Here is a 25,264-nt window from a genome sequence, read left to right as displayed (position 1 = left end):
CGTTCCCGCGCTCCTGCGTCCGATCGTTCCCACGCTCTGCGTGGGAATGCATCCCGTGACGCTCCGCGTCACCCTTGCGCTGGGGCAGGACGCGGAGCGTCCAGGGAGGCGTTTCCACGCAGAGCGTGGGAACGATCAATTACCCATCTATCAGTATTACCAAGTTTGTCAGAGTTTTACATTGAGCCCGGCAGGGTGCATGTATATAATGGCGCGCTTCCATTTTCCCGCTCGGGAGCCCCCGCGATGCTGCGTATCAGCCAAGAAGCTCTGACATTCGACGACATTCTCCTAGTGCCCGGTTATTCCGAGGTGCTTCCTAACGAAGTCAGTCTCAAGACCCGCCTAACCCGTGGCATCGAGCTGAATATTCCCCTGGTTTCCGCTGCCATGGACACCGTCACCGAAGCCCGTTTGGCAATTGCCATGGCTCAGGAAGGCGGCATCGGCATCATCCACAAGAACATGACTATCGAGCAGCAAGCTGCCGAAGTGCGCAAGGTCAAGCGTTACGAAGCCGGTGTGGTGAAAGATCCCATCACCATCGAAGCCGACGCCACCGTGCGTGACCTGTTCGACCTGACCCGCCTGCACAACATCTCCGGCGTTCCGGTGCTGCACGATGGCGACCTGGTCGGCATCGTCACTTCCCGTGACGTGCGTTTCGAGAACCGTCTTGAAGTCACCGTCCGCGAAGTGATGACGCCTAAAGAGCGCCTCGTTACTGTCAAGGAAGGCGCCGACAAGAACGATGTGCGCGAGCTGCTGCACAAGCACCGCATCGAGCGCGTGTTGATCGTCGACGACAAATTCGCCCTCAAAGGCATGATGACCGTCAACGACATCGAAAAAGCCAAGGCTTACCCGCTGGCCAGCAAGGATGACCAAGGTCGTCTGCGCGTTGGCGCTGCGGTCGGCACCGGTAAAGACACCGGTGACCGCGTTTCGGCCCTGGTCGCTGCCGGTGTTGACGTGGTGGTGGTCGACACGGCCCACGGTCACTCCAAAGGTGTGATCGACCGCGTTCGCTGGGTCAAACAGAATTTCCCTGAAGTGCAAGTGATCGGCGGCAACATCGCCACCGGCGCCGCCGCCAAGGCCCTGGCCGAAGCGGGCGCGGATGCGGTCAAGGTCGGTATCGGCCCTGGCTCGATCTGCACCACGCGTATCGTCGCCGGTGTGGGCGTGCCGCAAATCAGCGCTATCGCCAACGTTGCCGCTGCCCTTGAAGGCACTGGCGTTCCGTTGATCGCCGACGGCGGCATCCGTTTCTCCGGTGACCTGTCCAAGGCCATCGTTGCCGGTGCTTCCTGCGTGATGATGGGCTCGATGTTCGCCGGTACTGAAGAAGCGCCAGGCGAGATCGAACTGTTCCAGGGCCGTTCGTACAAGGCTTACCGCGGCATGGGTTCGCTGGGCGCCATGTCCCAGGCGCAAGGCTCTTCCGACCGTTACTTCCAGGACTCCTCGGCAGGCGCCGAGAAGCTCGTACCGGAAGGCATCGAAGGCCGTGTGCCGTACAAAGGCACCCTGAGCGCGATCATCCATCAACTGATGGGCGGCCTGCGTTCCTCGATGGGCTACACCGGCAGCGCCGACATCGAAGAAATGCGCACCAAGCCAGAGTTCGTACGGATCACCGGCGCCGGCATGGCTGAATCCCATGTCCACGACGTGCAGATCACCAAGGAAGCGCCAAACTACCGCGTAGGTTGAGGCTTCCAGCAAAACGTTAAGTAACCGGGGCTGTTTTCAGCCCCGAGTTGTTTCTGATTTTCTTCACCGAATTGCATAGACGAGACTGACCCCATGGCCCTCGACATTCACGCCCACCGCATCCTGATCCTCGACTTCGGTTCCCAGTACACCCAGCTGATCGCCCGCCGCGTGCGTGAAATCGGCGTGTACTGCGAACTGCACCCGTTCGACATGGATGACGAAGCGATCCGCGAATTCGCCCCTAAAGGCGTCATCCTCGCCGGTGGCCCCGAGTCCGTGCACGAAGCCAACAGCCCGCGCTGCCCACAAGCCGTATTCGACCTGGGCGTGCCCGTCTTCGGTATCTGCTACGGCATGCAGACCATGGCCGAGCAACTGGGCGGCAAGGTTGAAGGTTCCGAGCTGCGTGAATTTGGTTACGCCCGTGTCGACGTCGTCGGCAAGAGCCGCCTGCTGGACGGTATCGAAGACCACATCGACGCCGATGGCCTGTTCGGCCTCGACGTGTGGATGAGCCACGGTGACAAGGTCACCAAGATGCCGGAAGACTTCCACATCCTGGCCAGCACCCCGAGCTGCCCGATCGCCGGCATGTTCAGCGACGAGCGTCGTTACTACGGCGTGCAGTTCCACCCGGAAGTGACCCACACCAAACAAGGCGGCCGCATCCTGTCGCGCTTCATCCTCGACATCTGTGAGTGTGAAGCCCTGTGGACCCCGTCGAAAATCGCTGAAGACGCCATCGCCCAGGTTCGCGCCCAGGTCGGCACCGACAATGTGCTGCTCGGCCTGTCCGGCGGCGTTGACTCCTCGGTCGTTGCCGCGCTGCTGCACAAAGCCATCGGCGACCAGCTGACCTGCGTGTTCGTCGACAACGGCCTGCTGCGCCTGCACGAAGGTGAGCAAGTGATGGCCATGTTCGCCGAGAACATGGGCGTCAAGGTGATCCGCGCCAACGCCGAGGACCAGTTCCTCAACAACCTGGCCGGCGAGTCCGACCCAGAGAAGAAGCGCAAAATCATCGGCCGCACCTTCATCGACGTATTCGATGCCCAGTCCAACAAACTGGACAACATCAAGTACCTCGCCCAGGGCACCATCTACCCGGACGTGATCGAGTCGGCCGGCGCCAAAAGCGGCAAGGCCCACGTGATCAAGTCCCACCACAACGTGGGTGGCCTGCCTGAGGAAATGAACCTCAAGCTGGTAGAACCGCTGCGCGAACTGTTCAAGGACGAAGTCCGTCGCCTGGGCCTGGAACTCGGCCTGCCGTACGACATGGTCTACCGCCACCCATTCCCGGGCCCGGGCCTGGGCGTGCGGATCCTCGGTGAAGTGAAGAAGGAATACGCCGACCTGCTGCGTCGCGCCGACCACATCTTCATCGAAGAACTGCGCAAGGCCGACTGGTATCACAAAGTCAGCCAGGCCTTCGTGGTGTTCCAGCCGGTTAAATCGGTGGGCGTCGTAGGCGATGGCCGTCGTTACGCTTGGGTTGTAGCCTTGCGTGCCGTAGAAACCATCGACTTCATGACTGCTCGTTGGGCACACCTGCCGTACGAACTGCTAGAGACTGTCAGCGGCCGTATCATCAATGAGATCGAAGGCATTTCGCGCGTTACGTATGACGTGTCGAGCAAGCCGCCGGCGACGATTGAGTGGGAATGACGGGGCGTCCGGCATTGCCGGGCACCCACTAGCAAGAAATGCCCTGAAGCCCGCGTAAATGCGGGCTTTTGGCTTTTTGGGGCTCGCCTGCCTCGCCGATGATGGCGGTCGAGAAGGCGCAACGGCCCAGCGCTGCTACCGTCGACATCCCTGCGGTGCCGTACAGTCCGCGTAGATCGCTCACCCGCTAATGGATTATCGGCGGCCGTCGCACACCGGTGATTCGCCGATGCGGCCTTCCTTACACAGGTCAATGTTATCTGTTCGCTTGAAACCTGCGTCTTTCATGCAATAAAACTGCGTGAGTACCTGGTCAATCGGGGTCCTGTCCCCTGTCCCTGTGAGGTTGATGTAGCCGCATGCGGTCATAGCGCTCTTGACGTCCTTTTCAGACATCCCGGCCTTCTTCCAATTGGTAAACTCCGGCGGCGGCGGTTGAAAGCCCCTTCCCGTGCAGCCAACCAGTAATGCAGCGCAAAAACTCAGCAACACGCTTGTTGTACACATGGCGTTATTCTTCATGTTTTGACTCGGATAAGTATGAGATGCCATGGGGTGGACCTTTCCAGAAAGGCTTACTACTTGGTTGAAACCTTGATCGCCGACACATGGGTTATGAAGGGGTGTGAAGTTTGTGCAACCGGTGAGCGCAAGACCATTGGCGTTCCCAAAAAGACGTCGCGGCTGACCGACCGCGCAGCGAGTTCATGGGGAGCCGCCGAATTGGTAGCCTGCTGTGGCAGAGTCTCGTTTTCAATCAATACCAAGGGCTGACGCAGGTATTAGAGAAACTGTGACCGAATCAAATCCGTATCGAACGGTGTTATCCCTTGATCCGGCGCAAACACCGCCTGTGCCTGCTGCGGTGACGCTACTCGTTCTCCCCGTGCTCGAACGTGTAAATCGAACAGAGTCTCCAAATCCGGTTTTGGTGTATGTATTAAAGCTCGCAACATCAGTGATACCCCACTGAGGTTGTTCTCGACGTTATTCCAACGCACAGATGAAGTGAGCCCCAGGTCGGCCCAAATCATGCGTCGTTCCTGCAAATCCATCACAAATGGCAGACAGATCGCTGTGTCGGATGCGATATCGATACGGTCGAACACGGAGCGCGGCTCGAATACTTCACCCGACGCTGTGTCGGTGCGGGCCATCCAGCCAGCGAAGCATTCTGGAAGATCGCAGTACGGTTGCTGGGTGAAAGAGTTGATAGAAGTGACGACATAGCGGATGCCCTTCTTGACGAGGACCTCGAGGTCGAGGTCGATGAACTCCGAAGCCCCGTCAGGCGCGTCGACGATGTCGCCGCTGTGACAGCCGCCGAAATCCTTGAGGTTGTAGTACGCGACCGTTTGTTTGAATACGAAGTTGGCGTCGAAAAATGCCGCGGACAAGTCGATATCCGTGCGTCCTCTGCCATTCTTCCACCACAGGAACAGGCGAATGAAACGTGTGTCAGGTATAGGTAACCGACTGCCTCGCACAAGCGTTCGTAGCGACTTCGATGAGGCACGCTGCGCCAGCGGCACCCTGTATTCACTTAATGCTGGATCTATAAAACAGCGGCCTAGAGGCGGCAGTGACGCAAAACGCGTTACGAGAGCGTCCTCACAGATTCTGACCGCACGAGCCAACACGTCGGGCGCGAGAGGTTCGCGTCGGTCCTTGATTGCATAGACTTTGGCAAATGCACCTTTCGGTGTGAACGCTCGCAGGGGGAGCGGGCGCGGCGCGCGTAAGTGAGTCAGCAATTGCAGCAGGACAGGTGAGGACACTTGTGTGGCAACCACCTCGAACGCGTCGAGAACCGCCTCTGGTTCCGTCGCGCGCCGCAGGGTTACGTCCAGTCGTCGCGCGAATTCACCAGGACGGCTCTGTAGTATGGGCGTAAGCGTGGCGATGTAATGCTGGGCAAGCAATGTTTCAACACGTGATCCAAATGAGTCTGGCGCTTCGTTGCGACGTGCTGCCGCGATGGCGGCTAGCGCTCGTGGGTATTTATCAGCGTAGTCGCCCGGATGTAGTACCTCAGCCAGGCGCTTCCAGCGCTCAGCATGGCGCATCACGTCTTCTACTGCATTGGGTATGCGGTCTAGCAGGCGCAATAGCAGACGGCGCATCGAGCGCTTCATCGCTTTGAAACGTGTCGAAGCTGTTGTCAGTGACACGTCTCCTCCGCTCAGCGCCACCGCGAGCCTTAGCACGTCAGTTGCGGTTTCGACGTTCCGCTCCAGAAACGCATTCACCCGTGCATCGCCAGCGACATGCAGGATAAGTGCGCCGCCAACCTGTGCACGGATTTCCCGGAACGGTACGGCCTCAGGCAGCAGACGGAACACATCGTTTTTGTACTCTCGGATAAACCAGACGACATCAGCTGTGTCGGTTTCTGAGAGCGAAGTGCGCGATGAAACCAGCGGCTCGAGCAGTGATTCGAATTCAGAGGCGCTTCCTGCTTCGATAACGCGGGAAACGAAGTTGCCTTCAAGCATCGCAGGTCGAGAGTGTTCACTCGCTGGTAAGCGCCAAAGTGTGAGGTAGTGAATGACGGCGTTAAGGTACAACTCCGCCTCTGAGGCTGCCAGAACTTGCTCGGGAAAGTCAGGATAAAGCGGTCTGTGGTGTACATGAGCGCCATTTTCCCGCCGAAGAACTGCGACGATTTCGCGCAGCCAGTACTTGAGTTCTGTCGCTGACAGCATGCCGATTTGTTCAATCAGAGGCTCTGACAGCACGCATCTGAACGCCGCGACTTCGCGGACAGCCGATGCGACCTGAGCGCGCGTGGCGCCGCCAGTGCCCATTGGAACGTGAACTTTGCTACGGCGACGCAGGAACAGATCCTGATTCATGCTTGATTTCTCCTTGGTCGCCGTCGTGGACGAGCTGCAGCATTGTTTTACAGTTGATGTAAAAACGCCTGCAAGAAGCAGGCGCAGTGTGGAGAGCGAAACCCCTAGGTCATAGGAGGTTAGAAGGAAGGTGTTCCATAGCCACCAAGGCATCCTACGTCAGGTTGAATCTGTTTGTCAGGTTGCTGCGTATTTCAACGGTAACAAGCTGCTTCGCCAGAAGAACAGGAGCTGATTAGCGACAAGTCGCTTGTCCACCGGCGACGATTGAGTGGGAGTGATCCTGCGATAGCAGGTGAACGCTGAATAACAAAACCCCGGCCATGTGCCGGGGTTTTGTGTTTTGAAATGCGATCAAAATGTGGGAGCGGGCTTGCCCGCGAAGGCGGTGTGCCAGTCAATAAATTTACTGGCTGATCTACCGCATTCGCGAGCAAGCCCCACATTTGATCTCTGTTTGTCTTCTAGCGCCGCGCAATATCCGAAAAATAAAACTTATCCAACGTATGCCGCGACTCGGTGTATTCGAACTGCCGCCCATCCTGCAAAAACGTCTGGTTGCTCACTACGATCACATGGCTTTGACCTTCGAGGTCCAGATGGGTCTGATCGTCCTTGCTGCGCGGCAGTGCCTCGATGGTGCGTTGCGCGTAGCTGATCTGCAGCTGCAACGTCTGTTCGATAAACGCGTAGATCGACTGTTCGGCGATGTCGCGGTCCAGGCCTGGGATCAGGTCGGCGACGAAGTGGTTGATGTCGAGAATCACCCGTTTGCCGCCGATGCGCCGTACCCGTTTTATCCGCGTGATCAGGGTGCCGGGTTCGGCTTCGACGTGTTGCAGCAGTGAACCTTCCAGTGGGAATTGGCTGAATTCGACGACTTCGGTGCGTACGTCATCGCCCAAATCGGCGTGGGTTTCGTGGAAGCTGACGATGCCGCCCAGTTGGAACTCGATGGGGTTTGGCGACAACACAAAGGTGCCCTTGCCGTGGATTTTTTGTGCAAAGCCACGTTCCTGCAACTGCTCAATGGCCCGACGCACGGTGCCACGGCTGGCCTGGTAGGCGTCCATCAGTTCGGTTTCGGAGGGAAGGCGCGTGCCGCGTTGCAGGCGTTCAGTGGTGATGCTGGCAAGCAGATCCGTATAGATCTGGTTGTATTTGCTCATGGTTTGGCTCTATGCCCGACGTGATGAAGGTGAACGGCGCGTTCAAGGCAGGAACCTTAGTGGCAGAGGTGAGGTTTGTCCATTCGACCCCAGTGGAAGAAAAAGAAATGCCTGACTCAAAAATCAGAAATATAAACAATTTGTGACTCGTACAGACGAGTTGTTGATTTAACTCGTACAGACGAGTACTTTTGGCCTCGGCGTGCTGCCAATGACTGCCCCCAAATAAAAAAATCAAAGTGGAAACCAAGCATGAGCCACGACTATTCGACTATTGCCCGCGAGATTCTCGAGAACCTCGGGGGCAGCGACAACCTTGAGCAAGCTGCCCACTGCGTGACCCGCCTGCGCCTGGCGCTCAAGGACCCGAGCCTGGTCAACAGCAGTGCGTTGAACCAGGTCGACCTGGTCAAGGGCTCGTTCTTCACCGGTGGCCTGTTTCAGGTGGTGATCGGCCCCGGCGAAGTGGAAAAGGTCTACGCCGCCTTGCGCGAACAGACCGGCCTTGCCGCCGCCACCATTGCCGACGTGAAGAAGAAGGGCGCCGACAAGACCAACGCCATGCAGCGTCTGGTGCGGGTGTTCTCCGACGTGTTCATGCCGATCCTGCCCGCGCTGATCATCGCCGGCCTGCTGATGGGCATAAACAACCTGATGGGCGCCAAGGGCATGTTCATCGAGGGCAAGACGCTGCTCGAGGCCTACCCGAACCTGGATGGCCTGTGGAGCCTGATCAACCTGATGGCCAACACTTCGTTTGTGTTCCTGCCGGCGTTGGTGGGTTGGTCAGCGGCCAAGCGGTTTGGCGGCAGCGAAATCCTCGGCATCGTGCTCGGCCTGATGCTGGTGCACCCGGACCTGCTCAATGCCTGGAACTACGGCAAGGCCGTCGCCGGCCTCGACGGCCAGAGCCTGCCGTACTTCGATATCTTCGGCTGGTTCAAGATCGAGAAAGTCGGTTATCAGGGGCAGATCCTGCCGATCCTGATGGCGGCGTATGTGATGAGCGTCATCGAGAAATGGCTGCGGGCACGTGTGCCTAACGCAATCCAGCTGCTGGTGGTGCCGATCACCACCATCGTCGTCACCGGCGTGCTGGCCCTGGCGGTCATCGGCCCGGTCACGCGTCACCTCGGTATCCTGATCACCGAAGGCGTGGTCACCCTGTTTGACCTGGCGCCGATGGTCGGCGGGGCGATATTCGGCTTGCTGTATGCGCCGCTGGTGATCACCGGCATGCACCATATGTTTCTTGCCGTCGACCTGCAGCTGATCTCCACCCAGGGCGGCACCTTTATCTGGCCGATGATCGTCATGTCCAACCTCGCACAGGGCAGCGCCGCACTGGGCGTGTTCTACATGACCCGTAATGCGCGGGACAAAAGCATGGCGTCCACCTCGGCGATTTCCGCTTACTTCGGCATCACTGAACCGGCGATGTTCGGGGTGAACCTGCGCTTCAAGTTTCCGTTTTATGCCGCGCTGCTGGGCTCTGCGCTGGGCAGCATTTTCCTGTCGTTGAACAAGGTGACCGCCTCGGCCATCGGCGTCGGTGGTTTGCCGGCGTTTATCTCAATCCTGCCGCAGTACATCCCGGTTTTTGTGATCGGGATGGTCATCGCGATTGTGGTGCCGTTTGTTCTGACCTGTGCGTTGAGCATGAAAATTGTTCGGCCTGGATACCGGGTCGCCTGATCAATCGCTATCGCAGGCAAGCCAGCTCCCACACTTGAAATGCGTTCCCCTGTGGGAGCCGGGCTTGCCCGCGATGAGGCCCGCATGGCCAGTACACAATTTAATTGAAGGAACCCACCATGCAAAACTGGCAACAATCGGTGATCTACCAGATCTACCCTAAAAGCTTCCACAGCCACGCGGGTAACGCCACCGGTGACCTGCTTGGCATCGTGGACAAGCTCGATTACCTCAAATGGCTGGGCGTGGATTACCTGTGGATCACGCCGTTCCTGCGCTCGCCGCAGCGCGACAACGGCTACGACATCAGCGACTACTACGCCATCGACCCGAGCTACGGGACCATGGCCGACTGCGACCTGCTGATCAGCGAAGCGGCCAAACGCGGCATCAAGTTGATGCTCGACATTGTGGTCAACCACACCTCCATCGAACATGAGTGGTTCCAGCAGGCGCGCAGCAGCCTCGACAACCCGTACCGTGACTTCTACATCTGGCGCGACCAGCCGAACAACTGGGAATCCAAGTTCGGCGGCTCGGCCTGGGAATACGAAGCGCAAACCGGCCAGTACTTCCTGCACCTGTTCGACCACACCCAGGCCGACCTGAATTGGGACAACCCCAAGGTGCGCGCCGAGGTGTTCAAGCTGATGCGCTTTTGGCGCGACAAAGGCGTGGGCGGTTTCCGCCTGGACGTGATCAACCTGATCTCCAAGCCTGCCGATTTCCCCGAGGACAACACTGACGGTCGTCGCTTCTACACCGACGGCCCGAACGTGCACGAATACCTGCAGCAAATGCACCGCGAAGTCTTCGAAGGGCATGACCTGATCAACGTCGGTGAAATGTCGTCTACCAGCCTGGAGCACTGCATTCGTTACTCGAATCCGGCGTCGAAAGAGCTGTCGATGACCTTCAACTTTCATCACTTGAAAGTCGATTACCCGAACCTGCAGAAGTGGGTGAAAGCCGACTTCGACTTCCTGCAGCTCAAACAGATTTTTTCTGACTGGCAACTGGGCATGCAGGCCGGTGGCGGTTGGAACGCGTTGTTCTGGTGTAACCACGACCAGCCGCGGGTGGTCTCGCGTTTCGGTGACGACGGCGAACACCGTGTGGTCTCGGCCAAGATGCTCGCCACCGCGCTGCACTTTCTCCAGGGCACGCCGTATGTGTACCAGGGCGAAGAACTGGGCATGACCAACCCTGGCTTCAACAAAATCGAGCAGTACCGCGATGTCGAGACTTTGAACATCTTCCGGCTCAAGCGTGATGCCGGTGAGCCCGAGGCGTCGAGCATGGCGGCGATTATGCAGAAGTCGCGCGACAACGGTCGCACGCCGATGCAGTGGAGCCGCGAAGCCAATGCCGGCTTCAGCAGCGGCGAACCGTGGATCGGTATTCCGGCCAATGCGGCGCAGATCAACGTCGAGAGCCAATTGGATGACCCTGATTCGGTGCTGCATCACTACCGTGCGCTGATTGCGTTGCGTCGCCACGAGCCGCTGATCCAGGAGGGCGTTTATCGCCAACTGCTGCAAGACCATCTACAGGTTTGGGCGTACCTGCGCGAAGGGCAGGGCGAGCGCTTGCTGGTGCTGAACAACTTCTATGGCACGCCCTGCGAAATCCAACTGCCCGAAGGCGTCATCAACGCGGCGAGCGAGCAACGCCTGCTGATCAGCAACTACCCCGACTGCCCATTGCGTACGGGCGCCGTGGTATTGCGCCCTTATGAATCCTTCGTCCTGCATCTCAAGGACTGAAACACCTCCCTTGTAGGCGTCGGCAAGCCGATTCCTACAAGGGGCGCGTCACGCAATAACAATAATAAAAATATTTGGAGTGCTTCATGAAAACAACAATAAAGCTGGGCCTCATTGCCTCATGTCTTACTGCACCTTTTGGCGCTCAGGCGCTGGAGTTTGCCGGTTACTTGCGCAGCGGCGCGGGCACTTCAACGGGCAGTGGCAAGCAGCAATGCTTCCAACTGCCGGGGGCGCAAACGAAGTACCGTTTGGGTAACGAATGCGAGCAATACGCCGAACTGGAATTGCGCCAGGACCTGCTGACCCTCGACGACGGCTCGGTGCTCAGCGTCGATGCGATGGCATCGCTGTATAACAAGTACGACCGCGCCCTGAAGTTCCAGGGCGAAGACAACGGCTCGGCGCGCATGCCGCAGATGTATGCGCAGTGGTCCAACCTGCCCAGCCTTAATGGCGGCTCGCTGTGGGCGGGTCGGCGTTACTACAAACGTAACGACATCCATATTTCCGACTTCTACTACTGGAACCAGAGCGCCACGGGCGGTGGTGTCGAGGACGTGAAAATTGGCGACCTCAAATACAGCTACGCCTTGTCGCGCAAGGACAACCTGTACCAGAAGGAATACGCCACCCGTCACGACTTCAACGTTGCGGGCTTCAAGACCAACCCCGGCGGTGAGCTGGAGTTCGGCCTGAGCTATATCGAAAAAGCCGGCGGCCGCGACGCCAACAGCGGTTGGGCGATCACGGCGCAGCATGTACAAAAACCGTTTCTGGGCGGCAAAAACAAATTCGCCTTGCAGTACGGCGAAGGCCCCGGCACTGGCCTGGGCTACACCGGTAATACAGCCCTGGATAACAGCAGCAAAAGCTACCGCGCCGTGGAGTTTTTCGACTGGCAGGTGACCCCGCGTTTTGGCGGGCAGGTCGAGGCGGTGTACCAGAAAGACATTCGCCCAGGCAGCCAGGACCAGACCTGGATGTCCATCGGCGTGCGCCCGGCATATGCCATCAGCGAGCAGTTCAAGCTGGTCACCGAACTTGGGCATGATCAAGTCGACGCTGCTGGCGGAACACGCAAGCTGAGCAAATTTACCTTCGCCCCGACCTGGTCGCCCAACGGCCCGGATTTCTGGGCGCGGCCGGAAGTGCGTTTGTACTACACCTACGCAACCTGGAACGAGGCGGCCAAACGCGCGGCGAATGAACTGGCGGCGGGCTCGGCGTTGTCCGACACCGGCGCCTACGGCACCGCGCGGCATGGGTCGAATGTGGGTGTGCAGGTCGAATACTGGTGGAAATAACGCGGATCAAATGTGGGAGCGGGCTTGCTCGCGAAAGCGGTGTATCAGGCAACACAGGTATTGAATGAACCACCGCATTCGCGAGCAAGCCCGCTCCCACACGGATTTTTACAGAACAAAACAGCAGGTGAAGTCATGACCACAACTCAACCCCTGGAACTGCTGGCGCCGCTGTCCGGTGTGCTGCTGGCGCTGGATCAGGTGCCCGACCCGGTGTTCGCCAGTCGCATGATCGGCGACGGCCTGTGCATCGATCCCACCTCGCAGACGCTTTGCGCGCCGCTGGCCGGGGTGATCAGCAGCATCCAGGACAGTGGTCATGCGGTCAGCGTTACCGACGACAACGGCGTCCAGGTGCTGATGCATATCGGCCTGGACACGGTAAACCTGGCAGGCCAAGGCTTCACACCGCTGGTAAAGGAAGGCCAGCGCGTGGCGGTCGGGCAGCCGCTGATTGAATTCGATGCCGACTACGTGGCGCTCCATGCACGCAGTTTGCTGACCTTGATGCTGGTGGTCAGCGGCGAGCCGTTTACGCTGCTGACGCCGGACGGTGGCGTGGTGGATGTGGGCCAGCCGCTGTTGCGAGTCGCAACAGGCGAAGCAGCTGAAACGGCGAATGAGGAGGAGGGCGAAGCGCTGTTTTCCAAGCCGCTGACCCTGCCCAACGCCAACGGTTTGCACGCGCGCCCTGCGGCGGTGTTTGCCCAGGCGGCCAAGGGTTTCAATGCAAGCATTTACCTGCACAAGCAAACCCAGAGCGCCAACGCCAAGTCGCTGGTGGCGATCATGGCGCTGCAAACCGCGCAGGGCGATACGCTGCAAGTGAGCGCGGCAGGTGATGACGCCGACGCGGCGATCAACGCCTTGGTGGCGTTGCTGGCCGAAGGCTGTGGCGAGACGGTCGCGGCAGTTGCTGCGGTGGTGGAACCGGTCGCGCCGCTGTCGTCGGCCAGCTTGTTGCGCGGCGTGTGTGCGTCCCCTGGTTCGGCATTTGGCCAGGTGGTGCAAGTGGCCGAGCCAGCGTTGAAGATTACCGAAGCCGGCGCTGGCGAAGCGATCGAGCGTGCCGCACTGGAGCGTGGCCTGCTGGCGGCAACCGAGGCGCTGCAAGCCCTGCAAGCCAAGGCGGCTGGCACTGCCCAGGCCGAGATCTTCCGTGCCCATCAAGAACTGCTCGAAGACCCGACCTTGCTTGAACAAGCCCACGCCCAACTGGCCAATGGCAAAAGCGCTGCCTTTGCCTGGAACCGCGCCACGCTGGCCACCGCCACCTTGTTCCAGGGCATGGGCAACGCGCTGCTCGCCGAACGGGCGGCGGACTTGGCCGACGTCGGCCAACGCGTGCTCAAGCTGATTCTCGGTATCGAGGACCGCGCCTGGGACTTGCCCGAGCAAGCCATCCTGATTGCCGAGCAACTGACTCCATCGCAAACCGCCAGCCTGGACACGCGCAAGGTGCTGGGGTTTGTCACCGTCGGTGGCGGTGCGACCAGCCATGTCGCGATCCTCGCCCGCGCACTCGGCCTGCCGGCGATTTGCGGTGTGCCGGTGCACGTGCTGACCCTGGCTAACGGCAAGCAGGTGCTGCTCGACGCCGATAAGGGCGAGCTGCACCTGGACCCGGACCTGGCCGAAATCGAGCAGCTGCAAGCTGCCCGCCAACAGCAGGTGTTGCGGCGCCAGCGGGAAGTGGCGCAGGCTGCTTTGCCGGCCATCACCCGCGACGGCCACCACGTCGAGGTCACGGCCAACGTCGCCTCGTTGCAGGAGGTTGAGCAGTCCTTGAGCTTGGGCGGTGAAGGCGTCGGCCTGCTGCGTTCGGAGTTCCTCTACCTGGACCGCAACCGCGCGCCCAGCCCTGAAGAACAAGCCGGCACCTACAGCGCCATCGCTCGCGCCCTGGGCACCGAGCGCAATTTGGTGGTGCGCACCTTGGACGTCGGCGGCGACAAGCCGCTGGCCTATGTGCCGATGGAAAGCGAGACTAACCCGTTCCTCGGCTTGCGCGGTATTCGACTGTGCCTGGAGCGCCCGGAACTGTTGCGCGAACAGTTCCGCGCAATCCTCGCCAGCGCCGGTTTCGCACGGCTGCATATCATGTTGCCAATGGTCAGCCTGCTGTCGGAACTGCACCTGGCACGCACGATTCTTGAAGAGGAAGCGCTGGCGCTGGGGCTCAAGGAACTGCCGAAGCTGGGGATCATGATCGAGGTGCCGTCTGCGGCCTTGATGGCCGATGTCTTCGCCCCGCACGTGGATTTTTTCTCCATCGGCACCAATGACCTGACCCAATACACCCTGGCCATGGACCGCGACCACCCGCGCCTGGCCAGCCAGGCCGACAGCTTTCACCCCTCGGTGTTGCGCCTGATCGCCACCACCGTCAAGGCCGCGCACGCCCATGGAAAATGGGTCGGTGTGTGCGGCGCGCTGGCGTCCGAAGCGCTGGCGGTGCCGGTGTTGATCGGGCTCGGCGTGGATGAGTTGTCAGTCAGCGTACCGCTGATCCCGACCATCAAGGCCACCGTGCGCGAGCTGGACCTGGCGGACTGCCAAAGCATCGCCCGCCAAGTACTGGGCCTGGAAGAAGCAGCCCAGGTTCGCGAGGCCTTGCGTCTGTATCACGCGGCCACGGTTGAAACCTCACCTGTTGTGGAGCACTGAGCATGTTCGAGAAATTACAGCGCGCGTTCTGGAAAGCCCTGACCCCGGATTTGATTGCCGAGACGGTAACGGCGCCGACGCCGACGTCGAGCCTGTTGTCGGCCGATGTACTGAATGCATTGGGTGGCGCGGATAATCTCAAGTCACAACAACGCGTGGCGCTGACGCGGGTGCGTGTGCAACTGCAGGATGCGGGGCGGTTGGATGCGCAGGCACTGAAGGCGGCGGGTGTGCCGGGCGTGATGGTGTTGACGGGCGGCGTGGTGCACCTGCTCACCGGCTTCTGAAGCCAGGCGCAGATCAAAAATGTGGGAGCGGGCTTGCTCGCGAAGAGGGAGTGTCAGTCACCAGATGTATCGACTGACCCACCGCATTCGCGAGCAAGCCCGCTCCCACATGAGTTATGGGTCGTTTGGGAGATTGGGGTTAAAGCTGCGGGTTATCTTCCGGCGGCTTGGTCTTATCCACACCCGGCACATGCAAGTTGCCTTCGACCACCTGGTTGCCTTCCAACTGCGGCTGCGTGACCCAAGTCAGAATGTCGTAATACCGCCGGATGTTCGCCACAAAATGCACCGGCTCACCTCCACGAGCATAACCGTAGCGAGTCTTGCTGTACCACTGCTTCTGCGACAGGCGCGGCAGCATCTTCTTCACGTCCAGCCACTTGTTCGGGTTCAGGCCGTCCTTCTTCGCCAGCGTGCGTGCATCTTCCAAGTGGCCGGTGCCGACGTTGTAGGCGGCGAGGGCGAACCAGGTGCGGTCCGGCTCGGCGATGCTGTCGTCCAGCTCATCCTTGATCTTGGCCAGGTATTTGGCGCCGCCCATGATGCTTTGCTTGGCGTCCAGGCGGTTGGACACGCCCATGGCCTGGGCGGTGTTCTGGGTCAGCATCATCAGGCCACGTACGCCGGTCTTGGAGGTCACGGCCGGTTGCCACAGCGACTCCTGATAACCGATGGCGGCGAGCAGGCGCCAATCGACTTTTTCTTCCTTGGCGTAGGTCCGGAAGTGCTTCTCGTATTTGGGCAAGCGTTGCTGCAAGTGCTGGGCAAAGGTGTAGGCGCCGACGTAGCCGAGTACATCGACATGCCCGTAATAGCGGTCTTTAAGACGCTGCAGGGTGCCGTTCTTTTCAACTTTATCCAGGTAGCTGTTGATCTCGTTGAGCAGGCTGTTGTCATCACCCGCCGCCACGGCCCAGCTCTGATTGCTGGCATTGCCGAGGTCGAACGCCACGCGCACGTTGGGGAAGTACACCTGGTTCATCGCGACTTCGTTGGAGTCCACCAGGGTCAGGTCGATTTGCCCCTCGTCGACCATGCGCAGTAAGTCGACCACCTCAACGGCGTCGGATTCTTCGTATTCAATCGCAGGGTTCTGCTTTTTAAGCGCCGCCAGTTGCTCGGCGTGGGTGCTGCCCTTGAGCACCATGATCTTTTTGCCCACCAGGTCCGCCGCCGTGGTCGGGCGGGACTGGCCATTGCGGTAGATGATCTGCGGCGTCACTTCCAGGTAAGGATGGGAAAAACGCACCTGTTGCGCGCGCTGCTCGCTGCTGACCAGGCCGGCGGCGGCCAGCACCGGACCGTTGGGTTTGCCCAACTGGCCGAACAGGTCATCGAGGTTGTCGGCGGTCTCGATCTCCAGCTTCACCCCCAGGTCATCGGCAAAACGCTTGACCAGTTCGTATTCGAAACCGGTTTCACCGTTGCGGTCCTGGAAATAAGTCGCCGGGCTGTTCCGGGTAATCACCCGCAATACGCCATCCTCCTTGATTCGCTCGAGCGTGCTGGGCTTATCAACACAGGCGCTGAGCATCAGGAAGAGTCCGGTTGCGATGAGCCATTTGGCACATCGCGGGCGCAAAGCAGTAGGGGAGAACATCTGCGCAGTATACGCAAACGACCCACGGCGCCATATATCGACAGCAGGGGACTTGTCTGCTAGCACCCCTGAAACTGGGCTGCAGCCCGCAGAAACGCGGGTTGACGAGGGTTTGTGACGGTTAAAATAACTGCGCGCAACCCGGTGAAAAACGCCCCGATACTGTGCAAAGCGTGCCAACTGACGTTCGGCAACGGCCAGCCGTGCCGTTTCGGGTGCCGTTGGCGGCGGTTTACGCTAGAATGCACGGCCTCAAAGCACACCCCCTTCCCGAGGCTGTCCCGAAGATGTTGATCCTGCGCGGCGCTCCTGCCCTTTCTGCCTTTCGCCACAGCAAACTCCTTGAGCAACTGAGCCAAAAGGTTCCAGCGGTTACAGGCTTGTATGCTGAATTTGCTCACTTCGCCGACGTTACCGGCGTATTGACCGCCGACGAACAGCAAGTGCTGGCACGCCTTCTGAAGTACGGCCCAAGCGTTCCCGTTCAAGAGCCTAATGGCCGCTTGTTCCTGGTTCTGCCACGGTTCGGCACCATCTCGCCCTGGTCGAGCAAGGCCAGTGATATCGCCCGCAACTGTGGCCTGGAAAAAATCCAGCGCCTGGAGCGCGGTATCGCTTTCTACGTCGCCGGCCAGTTCAGCGATGCCGACGCCGAGCTGATCGCCAGCAGCCTGCACGACCGCATGACCCAGATCATCGTCAGCCAGCTTGAACAGGCTGCCGGTCTGTTCAGCCATGCCGAGCCAAAACCGCTGACCGCGATTGACGTGCTCGGCGGTGGCCGTGCCGCCCTCGAGAAGGCCAACACCGAACTGGGCCTGGCCCTGGCCGAAGACGAGATCGACTACCTGGTCAACGCCTTCAACGGCTTGAAGCGCAACCCCCACGACATCGAACTGATGATGTTTGCGCAGGCCAACTCCGAGCACTGCCGTCACAAGATCTTCAACGCCAGTTGGGACATCGACGGCGAAAGCCAGGAAAAAAGCCTGTTCGGCATGATCAAGAACACCTACGTGATGCACAGCGAAGGCGTTCTTTCTGCTTATAAGGACAACGCCTCGGTGATCGTCGGCTCCGTCGCCGGCCGTTTCTTCCCGGACCCTGAAACCCGCCAATACGGCGCGGTGCAGGAACCGGTGCACATCCTGATGAAGGTTGAAACCCACAACCACCCGACCGCGATTGCCCCGTTCCCCGGCGCAGCCACCGGTTCCGGCGGTGAAATTCGTGACGAGGGCGCAACCGGCCGTGGCGCCAAGCCAAAGGCGGGCCTGACCGGTTTCACCGTGTCCAACCTGCAGATTCCAGGCTTCGAACAGCCGTGGGAAGTGCCGTACGGCAAGCCTGAGCGCATCGTAACCGCGCTGGACATCATGATCGAAGGCCCACTGGGCGGCGCCGCGTTCAACAACGAATTCGGCCGTCCGGCGTTGACCGGTTACTTCCGTACCTTCGAGCAGTCCATCACCACCCCGCGTGGCGATGAAGTGCGCGGCTACCACAAGCCAATCATGTTGGCCGGCGGCATGGGCAACATCCGCGAAGAACACGTCAAGAAAGGCGAGATCCTGGTCGGCTCCAAGCTGATCGTCCTCGGCGGCCCGGCGATGTTGATCGGCCTGGGCGGCGGCGCAGCTTCCTCCATGGCCACCGGCACCAGCTCGGCGGACCTGGATTTTGCGTCCGTACAGCGCGAAAACCCGGAGATGGAACGCCGCTGCCAGGAAGTTATCGACCGTTGCTGGCAGTTGGGTGACAAGAACCCGATCAGCTTCATCCACGACGTCGGCGCCGGTGGTTTGTCCAACGCCTTCCCGGAACTGGTCAACGATGGCGACCGTGGTGGTCGTTTCGAGCTGCGCAACATTCCAAACGACGAGCCGGGCATGGCCCCGCACGAAATCTGGAGTAACGAATCCCAGGAACGCTACGTACTGGCCGTTGGCCCTGAAGACTTTGCGCGCTTCCAGGCCATTTGCGAACGCGAGCGTTGCCCGTTTGCGGTAGTCGGCGAAGCCACTGCCGAGCCACAGCTGACGGTGACCGACAGCCACTTCGGCAACAGCCCGGTCGACATGCCACTCGAAGTGCTGCTGGGCAAAGCCCCGCGCATGCACCGTTCGGCCGTGCGTGAAACCGAGTTGGGCGATGACTTCGACCCAAGCAGCCTCGACCTGACCGACAGCATCGAACGCGTGCTGCACCACCCGGCCGTGGCCAGCAAAAGCTTCCTGATCACCATCGGCGACCGCACCATCACCGGTCTTGTGGCCCGTGACCAAATGGTTGGCCCATGGCAAGTTCCGGTGGCTGACGTTGCCGTTACCGCCACCAGCTTCGACGTCTACACCGGCGAAGCCATGGCCATGGGCGAGCGCACGCCGCTGGCCCTGCTGGACGCCCCGGCGTCGGGCCGCATGGCCATTGGTGAAACCCTCACCAACATCGCTGCATCGCGCATCGGCAAGCTGTCCGACATCAAACTGTCGGCCAACTGGATGTCCGCTGCCGGTCACCCCGGTGAAGACGCGCGTCTGTACGACACCGTCAAGGCTGTCGGCATGGAGCTGTGCCCCGAGCTGGGTATCACCATTCCGGTGGGCAAGGACTCGATGTCCATGGCCACCCGTTGGAACGAAGACGGCACCGACAAGAGCGTCACTTCGCCGCTGTCGCTGATCGTCACCGGCTTTGCGCCGGTTACCGACATCCGCCAGACCCTGACCCCGCAACTGCGCATGGACAAAGGCACCACCGATCTGATCCTGATCGACCTGGGCCGTGGCCAGAACCGCATGGGCGCCTCGATCCTTGCGCAAACCCACGGCAAGCTCGGCAAGCACGCGCCGGACGTGGATGACGCCGAAGACCTGAAAGCCTTCTTCGCCGTGATCCAGGGCCTGAACGCCGACGGCCACCTGCTGGCTTACCATGACCGTTCCGACGGTGGTCTGCTGACCAGCGTGGTAGAGATGGCCTTCGCCGGTCACTGCGGCCTGAACATCGTGCTCGACAGCGTTGCCGAGGATGCATCCGAAATCAACGGCATCCTGTTCAACGAAGAGTTGGGCGCCGTGATCCAGGTTCGCCAGGACGCTACCCCGGACGTACTCGCACAGTTCAGCGCTGCTGGCCTGGACGATTGCGTGGCGGTGATCGGCCAGCCGATCAACAACGGCGAGATCAACATCTCGTTCAACGGCGACACCGTGTTTGCCGGCCAGCGCCGCTTGCTGCAACGCCAGTGGGCCGAGACCAGCTACCAGATCCAACGCCTGCGTGATAACGCCGACTGCGCCGAACAGGAATTCGACGTGATCCTGGAAGAAGACAACCCGGGCCTGAGCACCAAGCTCAGCTTCGACGTCAACCAGGACATCGCCGCGCCTTACATCAAAAAAGGCATTCGCCCACAGGTTGCCGTACTGCGTGAGCAGGGCGTCAACGGCCAGGTGGAAATGGCGGCCGCGTTCGACCGCGCCGGCTTTAATGCGATCGACGTGCACATGAGCGACATCCTCGCCGGTCGCGTTGACCTCAACGCGTTCAAGGGCCTTGTCGCCTGCGGTGGTTTCTCCTACGGTGACGTGCTGGGTGCCGGTGAAGGCTGGGCCAAATCGGCCCTGTTCAACAGCCGTGCCCGCGACGCATTCCAAGGCTTCTTCGAGCGCAACGACAGCTTCACCCTGGGCGTGTGCAACGGTTGCCAGATGATGTCCAACCTCAGCGAACTGATCCCGGGCAGCGAGTTCTGGCCGCACTTTGTGCGTAACCGTTCCGAGCAGTTCGAAGCCCGTGTCGCCATGGTGCAGGTGCAAGAGTCCAACTCGATCTTCCTGCAAGGCATGGCCGGTTCGCGCATGCCAATCGCCATCGCCCACGGTGAAGGTCATGCCGAGTTCGAAAGCGAAGAAGCCCTGCTCGAAGCCGACCTGTCCGGCTGCGTGGCCATGCGTTTCGTCGACAACCACGGCAAGGTCACCGAAAGCTACCCGGCCAACCCGAACGGCTCGCCGCGCGGTATCACCGGCCTTACCAGCCGCGACGGTCGCGTCACCATCATGATGCCGCACCCGGAGCGTGTGTTCCGCGCCGTGCAGAACTCGTGGCGCCCGGAAGAGTGGAACGAAGACGGCGCCTGGATGCGCATGTTCCGTAACGCTCGCGTGTGGGTGAACTAAGGCGGTGTACAAGCTCAGCTTCTTTGTGCCCGCAAGCCATGTGGAGACGGTGAAAACCGCCGTCTTCGCCGCTGGCGGCGGGCGTATCGGCAACTACGACAGCTGCGCCTGGCAAGTGCTGGGCCAGGGCCAATTCCGCGCATTGGACGGCAGCCAGCCGTTTCTCGGGCAGGTCGGCCAGGTTGAAGTGGTTGAAGAGTGGAAGGTTGAGTTAGTGGTGGCGGATGAGTTGATTGTGGCTGTTGTGGCTGCTTTGAAACTCAGTCATCCGTATGAAACACCGGCGTATGAGGTGTGGCAGTTGGCGGATTTTTGATTCGTCGGCTGTTAAAACAAGAAACCCGCTGGGCCAGTTTGGTCAGCGGGTTTTTTGTTGGCTGTGATGGCCTCTTCGCGAGCAAGCCCGCTCCCACATTTGACCGCATTGCCACGTCGGGCACCGATCAAACTGTGGGAGCGGGCTTGCTCGCGAAGGCGTCGGGACAGGCACCTCAGACCTTTCCCACAGGCCTTTCAGGTTGTCCCTCGGAACTGGCCTCAATAGCCTTGCTCGGTCGCTGAAAAGTCAGCGATCGGGATTTGAACTCAAGACCCGTTCAGCAACCTTGCCTCGGCTTGAGATTCAATGATGGATTTTCCAGATGTCGTTGTTCCCCGACTAAATACGAGTACCCCGTTGGGCCAGGCGTTGATTTCAATGTTCAAGTCCATTGAGGTGGAGTTGATGATTGAGGGCGCCAAACCAGGCACGGTCAAGGTCATAGTGTTCGGCGGTTGTGCTGTTCATCTGTATACGCATCACCGCGTCTCCACTGATGTCGATGCAGAAATCTATTGTGCGAATACTCGAGACAAACTGCGTTTACGGACATTGCTGGCGGAGTTTCCAGAAGAGTTTTTCGATGAGCAGTCTGGCCGTGTCATGGAGCTGAACTACGATCTGCAATACAACACTGGTTTTGGCCCGCTTCACGAAGACTACTGGGAGCGAAGTCTTCCCCTCGAAGAGTTTCCTGATGGGTCTGCACTGCATCTTCACATAGCAGCGCCTATCGATATTGCGATCTCAAAACTGGGCAGAGCGACTGATCAGGATGTAAGCGACATCATGGCGCTGCTCAGGGCAGGCTTCATTGCGACCACTGAGTTCCGTCGGCTGGCATTGCAGGCGATTGATATGTATGTTGGCAACAAGGAACCACCTAGATCCATCCTGACCAATATTCTGCACGATTATCTGGAGACTGAAGTTGACGAAGCCTTTTAACGCTCCCGTCCTCTCATCCGCCTTGGATACGCTGGTCAAAAGCCCTTTGAATCAGGCTGACGACGCCGCGCTTGTCAGTGCAGCGAAAGCAGTCTGGTACTCGGACGCGAACCTTGTGGGCGAGGTGAGGGCTTTTCTGAAGGCACATTCCAGTGAAGTGGAGCTTCGTCGCGCAGGCTACTTGCTTGAGCGCTTTACGCGCTTTTCATGTGCGACGGATTCCAGGGTAATGGAAGCGTTGAAGGCGCTTGAATTGTTTTCGGCTTCTGCTGCCAAGCAAAACGTGCAGCCACAAGGCGCCGTTGCGCTGCGCAGCCGTCGTGATGAACTGGCGGTGTCTTGGGGGCTGAGTGAGGGGTTGGGTTTAAAGGCTCAAGCGCTGATGCCTTTCCAGACTCGCCATTACGAAGCCGAACAGCGCGCGGCGTCTGCTTAGGCATAGATCACAAACAAACAACCCGGCTTGGACCGGGTTTTTTATTGTCTGCGATATTTTCAAGTCTCGGAGGTTTCCCACAGGCCTTTCAGGTTGTCCCTCGGAACTGGCCTGACTAATCTTCTCGGGTCGCTGCCAATGTGGTGACCGGGACTGCAAGCCCGCCGATAGTTTGTTAGTACTCAACAGCACACCTATAATCGTGCCGCTTTCATAAAGCGGTTATTGAGTCATGGTGGCTGTGTGCGGGAGATCCTCGGGTCTGCCGGGGTTCCTAACAACTCGGTCTTGCAGGCCCGTACACAGCTGCCACCCATCATCTGCAAGTGATGTCGGTAGCTCCCATTTTTGTTAGGAGTTTTACCATGATCAAAGACAGTCCCAATCCTCCATCTGATTCTCAATCTACCGACCATATTTTCACTGTACTCCCCAACCTGAACAGCGAAACCCTGCTCGCCAACGCCTCCCAAGACCTGGCATCCGTGCAGGCGCTGGCGGGCAATCTGGCGTTTGACATCGACGGCCCGCAGCGTGATGCGGTGCTGGGAATTCATCGGATGCTGGAGGGTATCCAGTTGATGGTGGATCGGGTGCTGGATCTATTTGAGGTGCCTGAACAGAAGTAATCGGGCGTCTATGAGGCCCATTCGCGAGCAAGCCCGCTCCCACATTTGACCGCATTGCCACGTCGGGCAGGGATCAAAATGTGGGAGCGGGCTTGCTCGCGAAGAGGCCAGAGCCGCCGCTACTCTTGTAAGCCCTGGCGCCGACCCCGCGGCCACCGACCAACCGCTTGATCGTTCCCACGCTCCGCGTGGGAATGCATCCTGTGACGCTCCGCGTCACCCTTGCGCAGGGCTTGAGCGGGACGCGGAGCGTCCGGGGCGGCATTCCCACGCAGAGCGTGGGAACGATCGGTCAGGCGTTGATTGGGCGGGTAACCAACCGCTCCAGTGCCTCGCCCAATCCAGTGGCCTTGTCACCAATCAACAAGTGCCAAACGCCACTGTCCAGCTGGCTCACACCCTGGCAACCCAGCGCCGTCAGGTCAGCTTCAGACAACACCGAATCATCGCCCAGTTCCACCCGCAATCGGGTCACCGCCACGGCGTCCAACTGCCGTACATTTTCACGGCCACCCAAGGCCTTCAGCCATTTCTCGGCCTCTTGCACATTCACCGCAACCGGCTTATCCACAGGCGCAACCGCCACCGGCGCAGTGGCAACAAACGACGGCATGGCCAGGCGAATCTCATCAGCAATGCTGTCGGCCATCGGCCCGACCACCACCTGCAAGCTGCCGCCGTTACCCGGCCGAACCACGGCCATCGCGCCGAGTGCTTTGAGCTCTGCATCCACCGCCTTGTTGCGATCCACCATGTCCAAGCGCAGACGCGTGGTGCAGGCGCCAACACTCAGCAAATTATCCGCACCGCCCAGCGCACGGATATACGCCCCGGCCCGTTGGTTATCACTCATCGCCTCAGCCTGCACCACCTGGATATCTTCACGACCCGGCGTTTTCAGGTTGAAGCGGCGAATGCAGTAGTTGAACACGCTGTAGTAGATCACCGCGTACGCCAGCCCGACCGGGAACACCAGCCAGCCGTTGGTGGACTTACCCCAGCCGAGCACCATGTCGATAAACCCACCGGAGAAGGTAAAACCGAGGTGGATATTCAGCATGTTGGTCACGGCCATCGACAGGCCCGTGAGTACTGCGTGAATCAGGTACAAAAACGGCGCCAGGAACATGAACGCGAATTCAATCGGCTCCGTCACGCCGGTCAAAAACGAGGTCAGCGCCATCGACAGGAAAATCCCGCCCATCACTTTGCGGCGCTCCGGCAGCGCGTTGCGGTACATCGCCAGGCACGCGGCGGGCAGGCCGAACAGCATCACCGGGAACATGCCGGTCATGAATTGGCCGCCTTTCGGGTCGCCGGCGAAGTAGCGGGTCAGGTCGCCCGTGACGACGGCGCCGGTGGTCGGGTCGGTAAAGGTGCCGAACACAAACCACGCCATGTTGTTGAGGATATGGTGCAGGCCGGTAACGATCAGCAGGCGGTTGAACACGCCGAACACGAAGGCGCCAAAGCTGCCGCTTTCCATCAGCAGCACGCCGAAGCTGTTGATGCCGTGCTGGATCGGCGGCCAGATCAGGCCAAAGATCACGCCCAGGGCAACCGCCGAAAACCCGGTGACAATCGGCACAAAGCGTCGCCCACCAAAGAAGGCGAGGTACTCCGGCAGCTTGATGTCCTTGAAGCGGTTATACAGCCCGCCCGCCATCAAACCGCTGGCGATACCGGCGAGCATGCCCATGTTGATAGTGGTGTCCATCACCTTGAGCGTGGAGACCATCACCAGGTAACCAATCGCCCCGGCCAGGCCCGCCGTGCCGTTATTGTCGCGGGCAAACCCCACGGCAATACCGATGGCGAAGATCAGCGCGAGGTTGGCGAAAATCGCCTGCCCGGCATCGTGCATCACCGCAATGTTGAGCAAGTCGGTGTCGCCCAGGCGCAGCAAGAGGCCGGCGATCGGCAGGATCGCGATCGGCAGCATCAGCGCGCGGCCCAGGCGTTGTAAGCCTTCGATAAAATGTTGGTACATGGCGTGTCTCCCTATTCTTGTTGTT

General features: G+C 59.8%; 17 protein-coding genes. 12 read left to right on the top strand and 5 right to left on the bottom strand.

The annotated features are described in order from the left end of the window. The first annotated feature begins 246 nt into the window (after positions 1-246). Positions 247-1,716 (top strand): IMP dehydrogenase, encoded by a 1,470-nt coding sequence (guaB, locus tag HX783_RS12715; RefSeq protein WP_010207937.1) that lies wholly within the window; start codon positions 247-249, stop codon positions 1,714-1,716. A 93-nt stretch (positions 1,717-1,809) separates the two neighbouring features. Further along, on the top strand, positions 1,810-3,387 hold the full coding sequence (gene guaA, locus HX783_RS12710) for a glutamine-hydrolyzing GMP synthase (RefSeq protein ID WP_015885725.1): 1,578 nt from the start codon (positions 1,810-1,812) through the stop codon (positions 3,385-3,387). A 195-nt stretch (positions 3,388-3,582) separates the two neighbouring features. On the opposite strand, the gene HX783_RS12705 is transcribed toward guaA, so the two are convergent. The 3 genes from HX783_RS12705 to treR all read right to left on the bottom strand — a co-directional run bounded on the left by HX783_RS12705 (position 3,583) and on the right by treR (position 7,411). Beyond that, entirely contained in the window at positions 3,583-3,894 is a 312-nt protein-coding gene (locus HX783_RS12705; RefSeq protein WP_177017129.1) for a hypothetical protein, read from the bottom strand. Between the two features lie 275 nt (positions 3,895-4,169). Beyond that, positions 4,170-6,242 (bottom strand): TerD family protein, encoded by a 2,073-nt coding sequence (locus HX783_RS12700; RefSeq protein WP_177017083.1) that lies wholly within the window; start codon positions 6,240-6,242, stop codon positions 4,170-4,172. A gap of 464 nt (positions 6,243-6,706) precedes the next feature. Continuing rightward, positions 6,707-7,411, bottom strand: a complete 705-nt coding sequence (gene treR, locus HX783_RS12695) for a trehalose operon repressor (protein WP_177017082.1) — start codon at positions 7,409-7,411, stop codon at positions 6,707-6,709. Between the two features lie 252 nt (positions 7,412-7,663). Between treR and treP the strand changes: the two genes are divergently transcribed. The 5 genes from treP (at position 7,664) to HX783_RS12670 (ending at position 15,133) form a co-directional block, all read left to right on the top strand. Beyond that, entirely contained in the window at positions 7,664-9,106 is a 1,443-nt protein-coding gene (gene treP / locus HX783_RS12690) for a PTS system trehalose-specific EIIBC component (RefSeq protein ID WP_159959645.1), read from the top strand. A 119-nt stretch (positions 9,107-9,225) separates the two neighbouring features. After that, positions 9,226-10,872 (top strand): alpha,alpha-phosphotrehalase, encoded by a 1,647-nt coding sequence (gene treC / locus HX783_RS12685; protein WP_177017081.1) that lies wholly within the window; start codon positions 9,226-9,228, stop codon positions 10,870-10,872. Between the two features lie 86 nt (positions 10,873-10,958). Next, positions 10,959-12,179 (top strand): carbohydrate porin, encoded by a 1,221-nt coding sequence (locus tag HX783_RS12680; RefSeq protein WP_159959641.1) that lies wholly within the window; start codon positions 10,959-10,961, stop codon positions 12,177-12,179. Between the two features lie 135 nt (positions 12,180-12,314). Continuing rightward, positions 12,315-14,846, top strand: a complete 2,532-nt coding sequence (gene ptsP, locus HX783_RS12675) for a phosphoenolpyruvate--protein phosphotransferase (protein ID WP_177017080.1) — start codon at positions 12,315-12,317, stop codon at positions 14,844-14,846. 2 nt (positions 14,847-14,848) lie between these two features. Continuing rightward, a complete protein-coding gene (locus tag HX783_RS12670) occupies positions 14,849-15,133 on the top strand; it encodes a PTS transporter subunit EIIB (RefSeq protein WP_177017079.1) in 285 nt (94 codons plus the stop codon). 139 nt (positions 15,134-15,272) lie between these two features. On the opposite strand, the gene mltF is transcribed toward HX783_RS12670, so the two are convergent. Then, positions 15,273-16,733 carry a membrane-bound lytic murein transglycosylase MltF gene (gene mltF, locus HX783_RS12665; protein ID WP_159959635.1) on the bottom strand — a complete coding sequence of 487 codons (1,461 nt, stop codon included), beginning with the start codon at positions 16,731-16,733 and terminating at the stop codon, positions 15,273-15,275. A 287-nt stretch (positions 16,734-17,020) separates the two neighbouring features. Between mltF and purL the strand changes: the two genes are divergently transcribed. The 5 genes from purL (at position 17,021) to HX783_RS12640 (ending at position 23,249) form a co-directional block, all read left to right on the top strand. Further along, the gene (purL, locus tag HX783_RS12660) at positions 17,021-20,917 is read left to right on the top strand and encodes a phosphoribosylformylglycinamidine synthase (RefSeq protein WP_177017078.1); all 3,897 of its coding nucleotides are present in this window, start codon (positions 17,021-17,023) and stop codon (positions 20,915-20,917) included. A 4-nt stretch (positions 20,918-20,921) separates the two neighbouring features. Beyond that, positions 20,922-21,233, top strand: a complete 312-nt coding sequence (locus HX783_RS12655; protein ID WP_159959633.1) for an NGG1p interacting factor NIF3 — start codon at positions 20,922-20,924, stop codon at positions 21,231-21,233. 381 nt (positions 21,234-21,614) lie between these two features. Then, positions 21,615-22,184, top strand: coding sequence for a DUF6036 family nucleotidyltransferase (locus HX783_RS12650; RefSeq protein ID WP_256347149.1), 570 nt, complete (start codon positions 21,615-21,617; stop codon positions 22,182-22,184). Beyond that, entirely contained in the window at positions 22,168-22,620 is a 453-nt protein-coding gene (locus tag HX783_RS12645; RefSeq protein WP_177017076.1) for a hypothetical protein, read from the top strand. Before HX783_RS12650 ends, HX783_RS12645 begins: the two co-directional genes overlap by 17 nt. Before the next feature lie 365 nt (positions 22,621-22,985). Then, the gene (locus HX783_RS12640; protein WP_159959630.1) at positions 22,986-23,249 is read left to right on the top strand and encodes a DUF6124 family protein; all 264 of its coding nucleotides are present in this window, start codon (positions 22,986-22,988) and stop codon (positions 23,247-23,249) included. Between the two features lie 292 nt (positions 23,250-23,541). Here HX783_RS12640 and nagE read toward each other — a convergent pair whose 3' ends face one another. Further along, the gene (gene nagE / locus HX783_RS12635; protein ID WP_177017075.1) at positions 23,542-25,239 is read right to left on the bottom strand and encodes an N-acetylglucosamine-specific PTS transporter subunit IIBC; all 1,698 of its coding nucleotides are present in this window, start codon (positions 25,237-25,239) and stop codon (positions 23,542-23,544) included. Between the last annotated feature and the right edge of the window lie 25 nt (positions 25,240-25,264).

Source organism: Pseudomonas sp. D2002 (assembly GCF_013385735.1).
In the GTDB taxonomy this organism is placed as follows: Bacteria; Pseudomonadota; Gammaproteobacteria; order Pseudomonadales; family Pseudomonadaceae; genus Aquipseudomonas.
This window is presented reverse-complemented; position numbering and strand designations above follow the sequence as displayed.